Source organism: Peribacillus sp. SRI_006, assembly GCF_057586375.1.
The window spans coordinates 126,589-143,318 of the sequence record NZ_JBYCZT010000012.1; the positions used below are offsets into that span (position 1 = coordinate 126,589).

Here is a 16,730-nt window from a genome sequence, read left to right on the forward strand (position 1 = left end):
ACTGCATTAATACTTTATCTACTTATTCATTCAGTATAATCTTCAGCAGAGATTATTGCACTCTGCCATACTGCAATATAAAAATGAAGGCCTCCATTCCTTAAATGAAATGGAGGTTTTCGTTTCATCTTCTTCAACTATGCAGACTCCCCTTCAGCCAAGGGCGATTCAGAAAGTGTCCGATAGGGATTTGAATCAGGCTCGTTTTCCTTTGCGGACCGTCTATCTTATAAAGCTCATCACACATATTCACATCAAAGCCGAGCAGCGGGTGCCCATTCATTCCAAGGGCTGACGATGCCAGCAGTAATTTCTGAACGAGCATCCCCGCCTCCATTTGCTGGATGCGGTATCCTCTATATCCAAGTTGCGTTTTGGAATGGTCCCGCTCACCAACTACATGCATGCAGATCGGCACTTGCTGAAAGTTCATGATATCGAGGGACATTCCGTATTGCAATAGGAGCCGATGATCTCCTGGTTGTATCTGCCGTAATGAATGTGTGGTGTTGTCATAATGGTAGGCACCATCTTGTATGTCTTCCACATTATATAAACAAGCATAGAGGGAAACGCGATTTCCATTGTTCCCGTTTGTACCATCCAAGTCATTTCGATAGGAGAACGAAGCGGTTGCCTCCTGCAGGAGAGCGGCCAGTTGCGATTGACTGACTTTCCCGAGTACAAAGTCCATTTCAGGTGAAAATCTCTTCCGGCAAACTGATGCCAAGTCATAGGACAACCGTTTCACGATAGGAAGGGCTACAATTTCCCCTTCTGATTCCGTCCCATTCTTTGGATGGATCCGCCGGAATGATTGGGTGGATTCGATCATGGATGCTTCATTCATTTTGGTCAGCATCGGAAATTCCTTGATCCTTTGCGACCGAACATAGTGCTCAGGTTGAATTCCCTTCAATTCCAGCAATAATTCCGTCGAAGTGACAGGTCGGTCCATACTCCTTTCTTCCCTAAATCTCCAAGAAGGCTCTGATGATAAGGGGATCGCCACATACGTGCTCTCTTCGTCCTCCGAAAGCCCGAGCAGATGATTGATGGCCCGATCAAGGAATTGGAAGCACACCCCGGCAGCGATTCCAAAGCGTTTCGCCACTTCGAGCAACTGTCCAAGAAGCACCCCTGCATCAAGACCTTGCAGACGGTATGAAAAGTTATTATATTTGTAGAAGTTTTTCCAAAACATCGTCGATACGAAAACCGTGCCAAAGCAAGCGGACATATCAATGGTTCCACCAAGAGCCTTTGTTACATATGAATCGAAATTCCCTTCCCGCAGCAAAACCAGTCGGTGGTGTGCCGCATCATAATGGTATACGCCAGCAGGTAATCCCTCGATCTTCAAGTATACGTACAATTCGCTTGGATACAAAGCTCCCCCTGATGGCGGAAAACGCCGGAATGACTGCATGAGGTCCTCAGATTCCGAGGATCTCGGTACCTGACTGATTTGGGTTAGGCCATAGGCATACCAGAGGAAATGACCGATTCCTTCGAAGTCCTGCTTTGAAGGCCCGCTCTCCCCCTCGAGCGTCAGCGGCACCTCCAGTGATAGCGGAAAAACAGGCAAGTCACGGTAAAGCTTATACGTTAGCGGTGCATCATCCCAATCCACTTCCCAATCCGGCGGACTTGCCTTTTCGATATCAAAATGTAAATTGTGCAAAAATGCCTCTAGACTCATCCTCCAACCTCCTACGTCACCGCTTATGGAAAAGGATGCGGATGCGGATTGAGCTGTTCGAAATCAAGCGGCCGTTCAGCATATCCAAGTTCCATCGGAACCCTCAGTATTCTCTCAAGCCCCGTTATGCGGGTAAGATGATGGCCGAATGTCATCGGCAGCATCCCCGGGATCAGGACTTTCACGCAATGTAATCCATTCCGTGCAATCTCCGGTGTCGTCTGATCCACCACAATCACCTCGAGTTGCAATCGGCGAAACTGCTGAAGGATTTCCTGCAAATCTTCCGTCAAGTCCGGATGGTTCACCTTTTCCCCATATTCTTCAGCGAAGGTTCTCATCGGGCGGTCATCATCCAGCAGAAACTGCAGTCGCTCTTCGGCTAGCGGTAAACCGTACAGCATGCCATGATCATCCATTTTCCGTACCAGTGAGGAATCCTGCAGCATTTTCTCAACCTCATCCCGGTTCTCTTCCAATTTATCGTCAAGTGTCAGCATCATGCCGGCCATCTCGAAGACTGCGCTTTTCACAGCCCGGACCGGGTCGAGATGGGCCCCTGCCGCACAGATGATATTCAATCCTTTTTGTTTCCTGTTTTTCGCCAGCGCCCATACGCTCGGTATACCATGTTCCATTGTCGCATTAAACAAATGGATGTCATATCCCGCTGCCGCCCTCGCCCTGTCAATCATCAGCTCAAGTTCTTTGTCATTTGCAGAATAAGGGTCAAGGCGTGTGAGTGGCAGCTGCGCATACCAGGTCAGAAGGAACGAATCACGTTCGACCACTTCCATGATGCCGTAGAAAATGGCCTCCTCCAAACTTCCCCCTAAAGCACAGCCATTGGAAGTTTCATAGACAAATCCATGACCGCAGCCCAAGCTGTAATAGGAAAGTAATTCCGGGACCAAGATCGGCCTCTCTTGCAAGAATGAGTGGCCCCATACCCAATCTATCGAGCGGTCGGGATTAAACGGTTGAAACGGGAAATCATGCTGTGCGTAATTTTCCTTCGAGTGCACCCCGATCCTGGTGGGGTCGAGCGCAGAATCTTTCAGGTTGTTGTAGCTGTCATGTATGACTGTCCGTTTACCTCGGGGCTCCATTCCGCAATACCTTTCCAATCCCTCCAATATGGCCGTCATCTCACTGACCGCATATGAGAGAGTCCGGCCAGCCGCCCCCTCATCGCCTATGAATAAAGGCAAATTAACACTTACATCGGCAAATGGCGGCACAAGGTCTATCATTTTATTATTCAGAAATCCTGTGCGGTGGTCCAAGTAATCCTTGGCCAGCACTTCATTCAGCTCATCCATTGAACGGGTTCGGTAACTGTCGGGACTGATTTTCGGACTTGGCTGCAACGAAATTCTTGCACGCTCTTTCGAGTCATCAGGTAATGTTGAGCAAACCGGACACAATGGATCTGGTAAAAAGGAATGCCAAGAACCATTCAGCGTTTTCAGGCTGATTAAAGATACATGCCCTTCCGAACGGACGCGCTCTCCTTTCATCACCTTCCTTACCTCTGCACAAATCAAGTGGGCCATCTGTAAAAGGCCAGTGCGGGATGCCGCCGGATCACGCTCCATCCCCCCATTTTCCTCCAGCTGCTGGCGGATTCCCCACATTTCTTTTCGATCACGCCCGGCCATGAGATGCCTTTGGTCCGCACACTGTGAGCAGCCAGGAACACCAGGGTGCACCAACGGCCCTACCACTCCCTCTCCAAATGATACGAACCCCCGCAGCCATGGAATGCCCGCTTGCCTTATCACCTCTTCCGCCTTTACATGGACAGCGGGATTCCAAGCATCTTGCAGCAGAAGGACCATCGCCGTGGTTTGCGGGATTCCTGCCTCGAAATCGGTTTGGCGATTCACCTGATATTGGCCGGACAGGTCCCCATGAACATGGTCGGCCAACACTCCTTCCCCGACAACCAATACGTCAGTTTTCACCCTGATTCCTCCTCTCGCAAAAACACCCCGAACACACCTGCCATTTCTTCCTTCAAGAAAGGTTCCAGATCCATTTCGAAAACGTGAATTCGCTTACTGTTCTTCTTCAAAACTTGAATGGCGGACTGTACCAGTTCGGAATTCCCTTTCACCCCGCATGAAGGAATCACAAGATCCACCTTTTCTTCTTCAAGAACAGGTGATGCCACTAAACCTGGAGCTGTTAAGCAAACGGTCTGGTTTTGGACTTTCATGACGGCCTTTTGCAATGCGTTCCGTAATGCGATCGTTACATTCAAACCGACAGCGCCGGACCAGCCATCGCTCGTTCCTGCCCAAACTACCGGGAAGCCTGACACTCCCTCACCCAAGGCGATGATCGGATCTCCCTGTAGCCGGGTCAACGCTTGTAGATAATACCTGCAGCGCTCATCTTCCACTTGAGCCAATTGCACCGTCACAAGTTTCTCTTGGTTGAATCGCTCATTTAAAAACTCTGTATCCAAACTGCTTTGCAGTCCACGGCAGACACATTCAGCAAATGTTTCCCCTGCTCCGACACCGATCGATTCCTTTATTTCATCTGTTCCCTGAACCGGAGGAAGAGTCGCAACGAGCTGGCTGAGCGTTCTGGATGCATATGCTTCAACTCCTGCAAGACCGGTTTCCCTCCTCGCTTCCTCATGCGTCAGATCTGAACGGATGATTTCGGGCAGGAGTCCGGCCGGACCGGATGATAGCGGATCCACGACCTGAACGCGGCATTGAGCCAGCGGCAGCTGTTTTAAATCCCCCTCATCCCAACGATGAAAGATACCGGATTCCGCGGATGTCAACCGGGTGAAATACATAAATACTTTCCCCGGTTCAACCGGGTCCGAATTCTGTTCAAGCCGCCGTTCAAAATCTTCAACCCATTCAGCAGTCCCTTTACCCGTCACGCCAGGGTGGGGAATGAACGGATGCCATTTCCCCTCCAATGTATCCATATCCAACAGATAAAATTGATTGGCTTGTTCTGCTGTCGTAACGCCTGCAGCGTCTTTAAACCATTCGAATACCATTATATTGGCTAACATCGCTCCGGCTGTGGCGGAAAAAGAAGATGATGCCTGATTCTTTTCCAGCTCAGCTTGATGTAAACGATGCCACGCTGACTCCCAGCACCCCTTGGAATCCGGATGGACGAGCGGTCCAGCCATGCCTGCTTGATTGATGATCAACGCAGGAAACAGGATCTTTTCCCCTTGCCTGCAAACCGAATGAAGTTCTCTTAATTCCTCTATATCACCATCCTGTGACACATATAAGATCGAGTCAAAAGGCCGCACGATCTCCCGCCATTCAATCTCATTTCCCTTTTCAAGCATGACCTCCTCTATGGCAACCTCGTCGTCTGTCTTACGGGCATGTGCCACGATCTCGTTCAATCTTTTTCTATTGGTCGGTACCGTGTCCGTAATGAAGATATGGAAAGCAGGCAATCCGGATTCGATCAGGGAGGACACCAATGAAAGGAACAAGGGGCCAGAGCCTATGGCCAACGCCTTTTGCTTTCGATAAGTTTCAAAACGGTAAGCCCCCGAATCGCCGCAGCTTTCCAGGAATTCGATTTGCGAAGCATACCTTTCAAGAACTTGTTCCCTTAATTGATGGGGACTGTCCTGGCTTACATCCCGAACAAACCCATTCCCGTACAAAACCTCGGCAATTTCCATCACCCGCTTCCGGTATGGGTCAGGCAATCCATCCGTCAACTCGCTTAATGTATGGTTCCCGTTGAACATCGGCAATAACTTTTCAATCCACTGGACGATCGAGCTGCCTTCCATACGGAACGAACTTATGTTATTCCTGAAATACACTCCTCTGTTTGGTTCCGGAAGAAAAAACGTATCCCTTTTCACTTTCAAACGCATAGAAGGGGTCAAATTCACCATTCCGCTCCTCCTAACCCGAAGCATTCTAAGTTCTGCTTCATCAATTCACTATCATCCTATGTACGACAATTTGTCTCTTATGTCTAATGCCATAAAGAAAAGTCCCTGCTGCACCGCAGGGACTTTTCTTTAGAAGACCTGAAACCTTAACCGCCGCAACGTCCGCAACGACCGGCGCACCCTCCGCAACGACCGCCGCACCCTCCGCAACGTCCGCATCCACCACAGCGTCCACAGCGACCGCCGCAACCAAAGCAACCGAAGCACAAGAAACAGCCAAAACAACCAAAGCCGCCCACACCAATGAATTGCCGGGACGAATCATCCAAACTATACTGGTTTTGCTCCCAAGGAACTGGCTGAGTCACCTGGAAATCATCGACATTCAGATTTTGCAATTGATTTTGAAATTCATACATTTTATATAACCTCCGTTTATTATTTATAAGGTAGAGCTTAGATTAGAAAGGGAAGCGAGAACGAAATGGTCAGGGAATTAACACCACGTCAAGTATTCCCTCCAACAAAATATGTAAAGGGAGTGGGTATTGCTACTGATTAAAAGGCCCATTTCACATTAAAAGACCAATGAAAAAACAGAAAACCGGAAGGGTAATACCCTTCCGGTTTTCTTGATCGCCTCTTCAATTAGCATTGTCGTTTCCCTTTATGTATAGCCTTTTCAATCAAAGTCCCATTAGTTATGCAGTTGTTCATAACGAGTCCAGTTGACCGATTTTTCCAGCACGATTGATATCAATACTCCCATTATGAGCCCATTCGTCAAAAAGGGCTGTAATAGCGCGGGCAGGTTCGAAAATGCAGTAGGCAGGACATTCATCAAACTCACGCCAATCAATACTGGTACGGCAAGCCTGAATATCGTGTCTGAAGTGAAATTCTGACCCTTGACGCTGTTGAAAGCCGTACCGAACAGCTGAAGGTACGCAACGAACAATACTGCATTCCCGACTGTTATCGGCATCGTGGCCAGGAAAGAGATGAAAGGGGGAATGAGCCCGATTATGGTCAATAACATGCCTCCAAGCAAGAAGGGCTTCCGCTCATAGATTTGGGTGCTCTGCAAAAATCCAATCGATGAAGTAAAAGGTGTATACGGAACAAGGCCAAGCAGCGGAGCGAAAATGGTAAATCCGCCAGTCATGAATAAAGAATTTCGATACTGCTTGTGTTCAGCTTCATCACCGATTAATTCCGATGCAGCCTGAATGGAAGCGAACGTGTTGCACAAATTCAGCAATCCTGCAAAAAAGGAAATCGCTATGATCCCGAATTGAAGGTTTGGAGCACCTAATGGGAAAAATGAAAAAGCGGCACCCGTCGATCCCATTTCTCCCCCGGCCTCCGGAAATAGCAGCTCGTAAAAAATCCATCCCACTATAATCCCGATCAATATCGAGAAATTGCTTATTGTCCTTGGTCCTTTTATTTTTAATATACTGACTAGAAGTACAATCCCCACTGATAGGAAACTGACCGGGATGTTGATTTCGCCATTCTCCGTTATCCCCAGCATCCCCTTAAAGAAGACAAAAATGAGCTGGAACGTCAAAAGGAATAAATAAACCGTCATGACCATGGGAGTGAAAATCTTCTGGACATGAGATATCAGGTTGAAGGCAGAAATAATGAGGGTCACGACACCCGCAGCAATGAGGCCAGTAGCTATGCCCCCTCCTATCTCAGCATAACCGAGACCTATGGATGGTGCAGATAAACCTAAATTAAGCATCACTCCCCACAATAGACCGGAGTGACCTTCCATAAGTGGATACTTATGCCCCTTCCACCCCTGAAACACGCAAGCGATCCCCGTGAAAATGAGCGAGCTTCTCATGGTCATTTCCGTAACATTGGGAGGAAGATCAAAAGCTGCGCCAATCGATATGGGCACAACTACCGTATTTGCAAAAATAAAAAACAACCATTGAAAAGAAGAAAATAGAGTCACAGAAGATCTCCAACTTTTCATAGATTCCATCTCCTTTGAACATGATACTTTTCAAACTCATGGTGAATTTCACTTGTCCTTCCCTTGAAAATGGCGAAAGGACACCACCATGTTAATAGACGCGGTCCCGGATGGTCCGCTTCTGCATTGCTGGACACATGACTTATGTCATATGACCTTTGCAGATGCATGAGAAATGATAACGTTCCCATTAATAGTAACAAAGACTGCGGCTCCCCGCTAATTTGTTTGCTTGGATAAAGGATGCAAGGCAGGCAAGCAGAGCGTTTTAAAATATAATAATGATAAAGACTGGGGGGCTAATTTATATAGCCAAAAAAAATCACTTCCACAGCATATAACATATGTAAATAAAAGTACACGGAAGCCGCCAAAAATGAAAAAGGAAATCCGGAAATATCCAGAAATCCTTTTTTGGTTCAGTCTACCGTTCAATGGACTGCTTTTGTTTATATAGTGAACCGGAAACCAAGTTCCCCTTGTAAATGACCGCTTTACGTTCCGAACGTCTGGCAACTGCCTCTGCAGAACAGCTTGCGTCAATTAACACCAGACTTCCGGCATCCCCAACTTTCGGCCATGCCTGGTTACCCTTATCATCCAATGGGGTTTTTCCGCCAGTTATATATCCGAGTGTCCGGGAAAGCGAGACTTCATCAATCCATTTGAAACGTTCTGCGAGCCTTCCTGCCCTCTCCAAAATGTCACCATTCCCAAGAGGTGACCATACATCAAAGATATTATCATTTCCTACTGATACTTCAACCCCTCTTTCATGCAATAAATCAACAGGGGGCATCTGCCTGTTGATCGGGACACTGGTGACGACGGAAATCCCCGCCTCCCTAAGAATGTCAGCCAGTTCATAGGCTTCTTCCCTGGATACGTCCCCGATTCCGAACGCATGGCTTAATGCCACCCTTCCTTCCCAGCCCGCTTGCTTGGTCAGAGCTGCCAAACGTTTCATGGTGAACGTGCCCAGATGGCCGGGATCATGTAAATGCAAGTCCACATCAGCATTAGCTTCCACTGCTAAATCCATCAATTGCACGAGCGATGCTTCAATATTGTTATCGACTGTGGCCGGATCCACCGCCCCGACGATTCCTGCTCCGTTTCGTAATGCCTCCCTGACAAGCTTGACAGAGCCGGACCGCAGCAAACCGTGCTGCGCAAATGCGACGATTTCTGAACTGAGTCGATTGGAATAGCCAGCAAGCGCCTGCTGAACTTGCTCTAAGTTTTGCAAGCCCGCTTCCGGATAGATATCAACATGAGTCCGAATATGTGCAGATCCGGAAGCTAACAGGATTTCCAGTAAAGATTCTGCACGTTTACATGTACTTGTTGCAATGGAAGGCAGAACCCTCTTCTCATTTTCAAAGCGTTCAATGACACTTGAAGAAGGAGTGCACGCTCTCCAAGCATCCCCCATCAGCGTCTTATCAAGATGGACATGCTTTTCAATGAAGGTTGGAAGCGCCAGCAATCCTTTTGCATCTTCCACTGGTAAATCATCACGTACGGCTTCCCCATCTTTGACTATCTTCGTGACCCTGCCATCCTCCATCAACAGATGAAATAACCCGGTGATCGTTCCTGTAACTCTTTCATTCTCTTTTCGATAACCACATTCCAAACGAACATTCTTTAACCAATAGATTCTATTCATGATCTTCTCCCTTCTTGAACCATATCTTCAATTCGACTTCAAGGCAAATTCGCGATCAAGTCCGCCGTAAACCAGGTTTCCATCGACCATGACCGCAGCCCGCGTCGATCTCCTGGCAACTGCTTCGGCAGCACATGATGCATCCACAAAAACCATAGTTGCGTCATTTCCCGCTTTCGGCCATAAACGATTTCCATCATCGTCCAATGTCTTGACTCCGCCCGTAATGAATTGGAGCGATTGAGACAATGCATACTCGTCCTTCCAGTTGTACCTCTCAGCCAATCGGCCTGCCTTTTCCAGCATATCCCCAGTACCGAATGGGGACCAGGAGTCGTAAAAGCCATCGCAACCGAGAGCAACATGGACACCTTTCTCATGCAGTGAATCAATCGGGGGCATGACCCGGTTAATCGGAACTGTAGACATGATCGCTATCCCCAGGTTTGATAATTCACTGGCCAGTTCATTCGATTCTCCTATTGAAACATCACCAAGTGCAAAAGCATGACTGATGGCCGCTCTGTTTTTCCAGCCTGCTTCATCGATCAAAGAAGCCAGTTTCTTGATCGTATATAAACCAAAGTGACCGGGATCATGTATATGAATATCAATATCTGCATCAAATTCAACAGCCAAATCGACCATTTCATACAGGGAAGCTTCTATATTATTATCCACCCCGCCAGGATCCAGGCCGCCCACCAAGGACGCCCCTTCTTTCATCGCTTGTCTCATCAACCCTTTTGAATTCGTTCTTAGCAGTCCGTGCTGCGGGAAAGCCACGATCTCGTATGTCATTTTCCCTTTGAAACGATATAGGGCACATTGAATCTCTTCCAAGTTCTTCATACCAATGTATGGATCGATATTTACATGCGTCCTTACATGCGTTGCCCCGCCGCTTAACAATAGTTGAAGCATCCGTTCAGCCCGGAGCTGTCCAGTTTCAGCCAGTTCTGCAAGCTCTTTTGCTTCTAATTTTAAGCGTTCGATTAAGTTCGGAACCGGAGTGCATGATTTCCATGGCAGTCCTAAATACGTCTTGTCGAGATGGTTATGCATCTCTTTAAAAGGAGGAAGTGCAAGCAGCTTTCTCGCGTCGTGAACAGGACCATCCGTTTTCAAAGGCATAGTTGAAGCCAATTGCAAATCCTCTATGATCCCATTTTTTATATACATGTTGTATGTAGCTGTTTTCGTCCGATCAATTCGTTCATTCTCAAAAACAAATCCACTATCAAGCGTAACGTTTGTAAGCCAGTATGCTTCATTCATCCAATCACTCTCTTTATTAAAAGATTAAACACCTGTCGTCTCAAAAGATGAAATGGATCCGCTAACAACATTGCCCCTGAAGATGACAGCGGCACGCTTTGCCCTTCTAGCCACCGCTTCCGCAGAACAGCTGGCTTCAAGCAACACGATATTCGCCTCATCCCCGACATTAGGCCATGCCTTGACCCCGTCTTGGTTTAATGGGGTCTTCCCTCCTGTTATGAATTGCAGGCTTTGCGCCAAGGAACGTTCTTCAATCATGCGAAACCTCTCGGCAAGGCGACCGGCCTTTTCCAGATTGTCCCCGATGCCAAATGGTGTCCAATGATCAGTGATGCTGTCATTACCCAATTCCACTTTCACCCCTTTTTCATGAAGCAGGGGGATGGGGATCGTTCTGAAGATGGGCACTGTGGATGTAATCGATATTCCTGTTTCCGAAAACCTTTCGGCTATGCCCGTAGCCTCCGGGACTGAAAGATCTGCCAAACCGCTGGCGTGGCTAACCGTGACCCTTCCTTGCCAGCCTGCGTCTTCCGTCATTGAAGCAAGTCGCTGCATGGTGAAGAGACCAAGGTGATCCGGATCATGTAAATGGACATCGATATCTGAATTGGATTCAACCGCGATATCCATGATCGTTTCAAGTGACCGCTCTATGTTTTCATCAATGGTGGCGGGGTCTACGCCTCCTAGCAGATTCGCCCCATTCTTCATGGCTTCCCTTATTAACCGAACGGAATCGCTGCGTAAAAGTCCATGCTGTGGGAATGCGACGATTTCATATGTCAATTTATCCTTATAGCCTTCCAGTGCCTGAATGGTCGCTTCCAAGTTCTTCAATCCTATGACGGGGTCGATGTTGCAATGTGTGCGTATATGGGTAGATCCGAAGTTCAATAATAAATCGAGCATTTTCTCTGCTCTTACTTTAGCGGTAGGCAATAATTCGGGCAGCAAGACCTGCTCTTCCTCTATCCGGGTTTTCACGCCATTAATGGCAGGCATGCAAGCCTTCCATGGACCGCCATAGTACGTTTTATCAATGTGGATATGCATTTCCTTAAACGAGGGAACCATCAGGAGACCGTGAACATCATGCTGCGGATCCTGATCCGCTATCAATTCCTTCGCCGATAAAATGGAAGAAATTTTCCCACTTTCAATCTTGATGTGGTAATTGCCGGTTTCAGTGCCGGTGATCGTTTCATTTTCATTATATATAAAACCATTTTCCAAGCGAACATTCGTTAACCAATACGATTGAGACATTACACTCACCCTTTCATTCCAGATTGACTATGCATCACTTTCATTATAGTTTTAAAGATCAACAAATAATTTCAGTATTTTTACTCGTTTTTATGTTATTTTTACTTATTGTGCCAAAGAAAAAGGCTCACCCTAATGGATGAACCCTTTCTTCTTATCTCACATCACTTGATCGTTACGTCATTTATCTCCAGGTAGCCTGAAGGGCTGATTGAAAATCCTTTTACTTCTTTGGCGACTGCAGCAACATTTTCTATGACCCTTACAGGAATGTACGGGGTGTCAGCCATTTCGATTTCCTGTGCCTCTGCGTATAGTTCTTTGCGTTTCCCTTCTTCTTTTTCCTTCCTGGCGGCATCTATTAAACGATCAACCTTTTGATTGCTGTAAAAGAATGTGTTACCTGCCGCTCCCTGTGATTCCGTATGAAAAAGGTTATATTGATTATAATCAGCATCCCCGGTCGCGTTTCTCCAACTGATGATGAACATTTCCGATTGTCCTTTATTCACTTGTTCCACGAATGAACCGTACTCCATGACCTGCACTTTCAAATTAATCCCGATCCCTTTCAGTTGGGATTGCAGGACCTCAGCCAAGTTGACTCTTTCTTTACTGTCCATTGTCAGGATGGTCGCATCCAAGCCTTTTGAATATCCAGCTTCGGCCATCAGTTTCTTTGCTTCCTTTAAGTTGTAATCATAGGCTTCGAGATCTTCGTTGTACCCGAATACTTTAGAGCCCATCAAGGAGTTCGCCTTTACACCCACATTATTGAAGACACCCTTGATAATCGAGTCCATCTCAATGGCATGGGCAATGGCTTTACGGACCCTTTCATCATTGAACGGCTCATTATTGACATTGAACCCTAAATATTCGGTACCATACCCTTCACTGCGGTAAACATCCATTGACGGTGATGATTCCACCTGGTCCATGACCGCTACAGGAAGAGGCTCGGCGATATGCGCTTCACCGGTTTCTATCATCGATATCCTCGTGGAGTCTTCCGGGACGACCTTGAAGATGACCTTGTCCACTATTGGCTCGTCTCCCCAATAGCTGTCGTTTTTCGTCAATGTGATTTCCTTGCCTGGGGACCATGAATCAAAAGCGAAAGGACCGGTTCCATTCGGTTCCTGGATAATCTTTTTGCCGTACTTTTCAATCGTTTTCGGACTGATGATTCCGCCTTCGTGATTCGCCAATATGGAAAGGAGAGGGGAAAAAGGCTCCTTCAGGATGAATTGCACGGTAAATTCATCAACCGGTTTCACCTCTTTCACCATATCGAATACTACCGCTCTGGGAGAAGCGACCGCCGGATCCAATAGCCGATCAAACGTCTTCTTTACCGCATCTGCATTAAATGGTGTGCCATCATGAAACTTTACATCTTCCCTAAGCTTGAATTCCCAGGTCGTGTCATTTATTTGCTTCCATTTTTCTGCTAGCATTGGCTGTATCTCACTATTCTCATCCCGCTGTACAAGACCTTCATAGATTTTATGGTGAGTGACGCTAGCGGCGTTAATCGTGGACATGAACTGCTGATCCAAGTTCTCAGCGTCGGATAGGCGGGCAATGACCAATGTACCCCCTCCGTTTGATGCTTTGTCCGGATCACTTTCTGTTGTGCTTACGTCATTGTTAGAAGAACAGCCTGTAATGATGATAGCCATGATCATGACTAGAAAAAGCTTTCCTGCCCCACGTTTTACCCCCATGGTCTTCTACCTCCCAATTTCATTTTTTGAACATTTATCTAATTATATGAAATATTCTGACTATTTTTTTTCGAATATCTTTACTATGTTTTTCATTTTCTTTACTTGTTTTCACAAATGGCTTCTGTAGCGCTTACCGATTCAACGACCTTGAATGATGGCTTAAACAAATCATTCTCGGGAAGCTCCTGATAGTCCCTTTCCATATAGCCTCTTCTCATCTTATTGAAATATTGCTGCCCCTTATATTTGATTTCCGTTAAATCAAGGTCAGGGATTATTTGATCCTTCATGACCACCTTTCCATTGATAATCGATAATTTAACGTCCCTCCCGGATCCGCTTGCGAACATGGTTCGAATCGGATCATCGATTACCCCCATATGGAAACCGTCCAGGTCAATCGCGATGATATCCGCCTTGGCCCCCGCAGCGATGCGTCCTAGATCGTTCCTGCCAAGAAAAGCGGCCGCATCCAGTGTGGCTGACCGGAAGAAATCGGCATAGACAGAGCCTTCCGTTTCTCCTGCCGCCAGCCGTGAGAGCATGCTGCCTGTCCTGACGTTCTGGAACATATCAGGAGGGAATGTGTCCGTTCCGAGGGCTATATTGATCCCAGCCCGTTTATATTTGGCAAAAGATTCTAACGCTTCCCCATGCCTCCCGATGATCAGCGGGCAATGGATCACCGTTGTATTCGTTTCCGCAAGCAGCGCCAAGTCATCACCCTGGCCATATTTCGCTTTGCTGTATCCTGAAATAAAGTGGGCGTGCGGGATCCCTGTTCTTGGACCGAGAAAGCCAAGGTCATACAAATATCTGATCGGTGTAACATGATGGGCTTCCCAGATGGTGCTGAATTCAAAACTTCCTTGTGCAGCATGAAGCTTTATGGGTACATTCAATTTTTCGCTGTAATATTTAATCTGTTTTAATTGATCGGCCGTTTGAGACTCAATCCGTTCTGGAGCAAGCATCCCCCTGACCATGCCTTCATGGGCTCCATCGAACTTTTCCACAAACTCGACCGCTTTCCGTAACCCCGCTTCACCGGCTTTTTCATCCCAATGCAGTTTGATTTGCCCGTCAGGCTGGACGGCTCTCATTCCTGATTGGAAACTCGGGCCAAGGTAAATCCTTAACCCCAAGCCAGCGGCATGATCTGCGGCAGCTGCCAATTCATCATAGGTTTCAGCCCAGCTTTTATAAAAGACGGAAGTAATGGGCATCGCCGTCGTCACGCCATGAAGTATGAGCTGTGAATAAGCATATAGTGATTTAAACGCTTCTTCTTCCTTGGTCATTAATGCGGGATGTCCGCTTTTTATATAATTCTCCGACCAAAGAAGGTTTTTCTGTCTGTCGGCACCGGCTTCAAAATGTAAAATATCATGGTCAATGTCCCCTAATGCATTTAAATCTATGAACCCGGGACTGATAATCGCATGACCGGCATCCATTACCTCGTCCACTTCTTCTGGATAATTTTTTCCGACATACAAAATCGTGTCTTTTTCATAAACGATCTCCGCGTTTTCCAAAATGACATGATCGCACCCATCATACCCGATTACATATCTTCCTTTAAGTTTGGTTTTCATCTTATTCCCCTTTCACCATCGCGGCAGCGTCTTCGCGTTCGTCATATCGCTTTTCATCTACATAGGCCCTGGCATGGCCCCAGAAATATTTAGTCGGCTGCATATACTTTTCGAGCCCTGCACGCTTTATCGTTGAAAAGGCCTCCTCATTCGCTTCATCAAGCACTGTACTTTCATGGACCGTCCGTACATTCCTGCCTTCCATGATCAATTTCCCATCCACGATGACATGCTCCACATCATTCGCCACAGCTTGAAATACAAGCCGGTGAACATGCATGAATTCAGGGGTCAGGTGAGGCTGATGAAGATTGACCGTAATGACATCCGCTTTTTTCCCGATCTCGAGGGAGCCTATTTCATCATCCCAGCCAATGCATTTCGCAGCATCTATCGTGATCATTTCCAACAGCTTGCCTGGCGGTAAATAATAGTAGTCCCTAAGGGCGGCCTGGTGAACGAACTGTGTTTTCCTCATTGCCTGGAACATATCGAAACTTGTCGAAGGGGACGTCCCATCCGTGGAGATTGCCACAGTTGCACCCATCTCCAATAATTCAGTTATCGGGGTACGGGCATGAACCTGGCCAAATCCAGGTGATGCACTGACGTTGGTACCTGTTTCTGCCAGTATTCTTGCTTCATCGAAGGAAATGCCCCGACAGTGCTGTAGATGGACATCCGGACCCAATAGGGCATTTTCCTTATCCTGTATCGCTAAATGGATCATCCCGCCAAAGGCATCTGAGTGAATGCGTGTGTTATATTTCCTGGCAATCTCCCTTATTTTCTTCGCTTGATACAGGTCATGATCAGTAAGCCCATAAAGCCTGTCAGGAGATGTCGGATTGGAGGGATCCACCGATGTAACGATGACAAATGGTGTAATGAAGGCTCTCGTGCGGTCCTCATTTGCATGGTTCAGCGCCTCGATCACCGCTTCCGCCCCCTGTAATACTTCTTCATAGGTAACTTCCTTTACCACTCTCTTTCCGTCGATCCATCGGCTGAATGAATGGGGCCATGGAGGATTGCAAGGACCCGTGCATACCACTTCCCTGATTCCCGTTTCGGCGTATGCTTTTGCATGATTGATGGCGAAAATCGGTTCATCGGACCGCGGCATGGATCCTAACACGCTCACCCCAGTCGTCACGCCAGCCTTCAATCTCTCAAGGGCGGATAGCTTTCCTTCGTAATACCAAAAGTCATCCGTTACAAAATGCTTGTACGTATTCGTCATGATCGGCATCCAAAAATCAATATTCTCCATGGCAATCGTTTTGAACATGGAATGTCCCCCATGCCCATGAACATCTATCAATCCGGGCAATATGCACTGATGGCTGCAATCGATGACTTTTACTGCCTCATACTTCGATTTCAGTTTTTCGGTCGCATCTACAGCTAAAATCCTTCCTTGATGTATGGCGACGGCGCCATCTTGCAGAATTCTCCTGTTTTGATCCATGGTAATGACGGTCCCATGGATTAGCAGTAAATCTATCATACTTTCCCCTCCTAATTGAGAAGACAGCATAACATCCTTATGCTGCCTTCCTTTTGTGATGAATT

General features: G+C 47.1%; 12 protein-coding genes. All 12 read right to left on the minus strand.

Going from position 1 to position 16,730, the window contains the following annotated elements:
- Positions 1-133: 133 nt before the first annotated feature.
- The 12 genes from AC2YHV_RS18485 to AC2YHV_RS18540 all read right to left on the minus strand — a co-directional run bounded on the left by AC2YHV_RS18485 (position 134) and on the right by AC2YHV_RS18540 (position 16,665).
- Positions 134-1,702: a SagB family peptide dehydrogenase gene (locus AC2YHV_RS18485; protein ID WP_487373793.1), complete on the minus strand. Its 1,569-nt coding sequence runs from the start codon at positions 1,700-1,702 to the stop codon at positions 134-136.
- A gap of 23 nt (positions 1,703-1,725) precedes the next feature.
- Positions 1,726-3,669, minus strand: coding sequence for a TOMM precursor leader peptide-binding protein (locus tag AC2YHV_RS18490; RefSeq protein WP_487373794.1), 1,944 nt, complete (start codon positions 3,667-3,669; stop codon positions 1,726-1,728).
- Positions 3,666-5,609, minus strand: a complete 1,944-nt coding sequence (locus AC2YHV_RS18495; RefSeq protein ID WP_487373795.1) for a putative thiazole-containing bacteriocin maturation protein — start codon at positions 5,607-5,609, stop codon at positions 3,666-3,668. Before AC2YHV_RS18495 ends, AC2YHV_RS18490 begins: the two co-directional genes overlap by 4 nt.
- A 146-nt stretch (positions 5,610-5,755) precedes the next feature.
- Positions 5,756-6,028: a heterocycloanthracin/sonorensin family bacteriocin gene (locus AC2YHV_RS18500; protein WP_268938442.1), complete on the minus strand. Its 273-nt coding sequence runs from the start codon at positions 6,026-6,028 to the stop codon at positions 5,756-5,758.
- A 278-nt stretch (positions 6,029-6,306) separates the two neighbouring features.
- Entirely contained in the window at positions 6,307-7,602 is a 1,296-nt protein-coding gene (locus AC2YHV_RS18505; RefSeq protein WP_095679052.1) for a uracil/xanthine transporter, read from the minus strand.
- Positions 7,599-7,805 carry a hypothetical protein gene (locus AC2YHV_RS18510; RefSeq protein ID WP_487373796.1) on the minus strand — a complete coding sequence of 69 codons (207 nt, stop codon included), beginning with the start codon at positions 7,803-7,805 and terminating at the stop codon, positions 7,599-7,601. Before AC2YHV_RS18510 ends, AC2YHV_RS18505 begins: the two co-directional genes overlap by 4 nt.
- A 221-nt stretch (positions 7,806-8,026) precedes the next feature.
- The gene (locus AC2YHV_RS18515) at positions 8,027-9,274 is read right to left on the minus strand and encodes an amidohydrolase (protein ID WP_487373797.1); all 1,248 of its coding nucleotides are present in this window, start codon (positions 9,272-9,274) and stop codon (positions 8,027-8,029) included.
- Positions 9,275-9,301: 27 nt separating this feature from the next.
- A complete protein-coding gene (locus tag AC2YHV_RS18520) occupies positions 9,302-10,552 on the minus strand; it encodes an amidohydrolase family protein (protein WP_487373798.1) in 1,251 nt (416 codons plus the stop codon).
- A 24-nt stretch (positions 10,553-10,576) separates the two neighbouring features.
- A complete protein-coding gene (locus AC2YHV_RS18525; protein ID WP_487373799.1) occupies positions 10,577-11,824 on the minus strand; it encodes an amidohydrolase family protein in 1,248 nt (415 codons plus the stop codon).
- Between the two features lie 164 nt (positions 11,825-11,988).
- Positions 11,989-13,554: a glutathione ABC transporter substrate-binding protein gene (locus AC2YHV_RS18530; RefSeq protein WP_487373800.1), complete on the minus strand. Its 1,566-nt coding sequence runs from the start codon at positions 13,552-13,554 to the stop codon at positions 11,989-11,991.
- A gap of 101 nt (positions 13,555-13,655) precedes the next feature.
- On the minus strand, positions 13,656-15,155 hold the full coding sequence (locus AC2YHV_RS18535) for an amidohydrolase family protein (protein ID WP_487373802.1): 1,500 nt from the start codon (positions 15,153-15,155) through the stop codon (positions 13,656-13,658).
- A 1-nt stretch (position 15,156) separates the two neighbouring features.
- The gene (locus AC2YHV_RS18540; RefSeq protein ID WP_454861753.1) at positions 15,157-16,665 is read right to left on the minus strand and encodes an amidohydrolase family protein; all 1,509 of its coding nucleotides are present in this window, start codon (positions 16,663-16,665) and stop codon (positions 15,157-15,159) included.
- Between the last annotated feature and the right edge of the window lie 65 nt (positions 16,666-16,730).

Excerpts from the sequence above, each read along its gene's own strand:
- AC2YHV_RS18530 (WP_487373800.1), bottom strand. The coding sequence starts at position 13,554 with ATGGGGGTAAAACGTGGGGCAGGAAAGCTTTTTCTAGTCATGATCATG.
- AC2YHV_RS18495 (WP_487373795.1), bottom strand. The coding sequence starts at position 5,609 with ATGGTGAATTTGACCCCTTCTATGCGTTTGAAAGTGAAAAGGGATACG.
- AC2YHV_RS18500 (WP_268938442.1), bottom strand. The coding sequence starts at position 6,028 with ATGTATGAATTTCAAAATCAATTGCAAAATCTGAATGTCGATGATTTC.
- AC2YHV_RS18515 (WP_487373797.1), bottom strand. The coding sequence starts at position 9,274 with ATGAATAGAATCTATTGGTTAAAGAATGTTCGTTTGGAATGTGGTTAT.
- AC2YHV_RS18540 (WP_454861753.1), bottom strand. The coding sequence starts at position 16,665 with ATGATAGATTTACTGCTAATCCATGGGACCGTCATTACCATGGATCAA.
- AC2YHV_RS18520 (WP_487373798.1), bottom strand. The coding sequence starts at position 10,552 with ATGAATGAAGCATACTGGCTTACAAACGTTACGCTTGATAGTGGATTT.
- AC2YHV_RS18505 (WP_095679052.1), bottom strand. The coding sequence starts at position 7,602 with ATGAAAAGTTGGAGATCTTCTGTGACTCTATTTTCTTCTTTTCAATGG.
- AC2YHV_RS18525 (WP_487373799.1), bottom strand. The coding sequence starts at position 11,824 with ATGTCTCAATCGTATTGGTTAACGAATGTTCGCTTGGAAAATGGTTTT.
- AC2YHV_RS18485 (WP_487373793.1), bottom strand. The coding sequence starts at position 1,702 with ATGAGTCTAGAGGCATTTTTGCACAATTTACATTTTGATATCGAAAAG.
- AC2YHV_RS18535 (WP_487373802.1), bottom strand. The coding sequence starts at position 15,155 with ATGAAAACCAAACTTAAAGGAAGATATGTAATCGGGTATGATGGGTGC.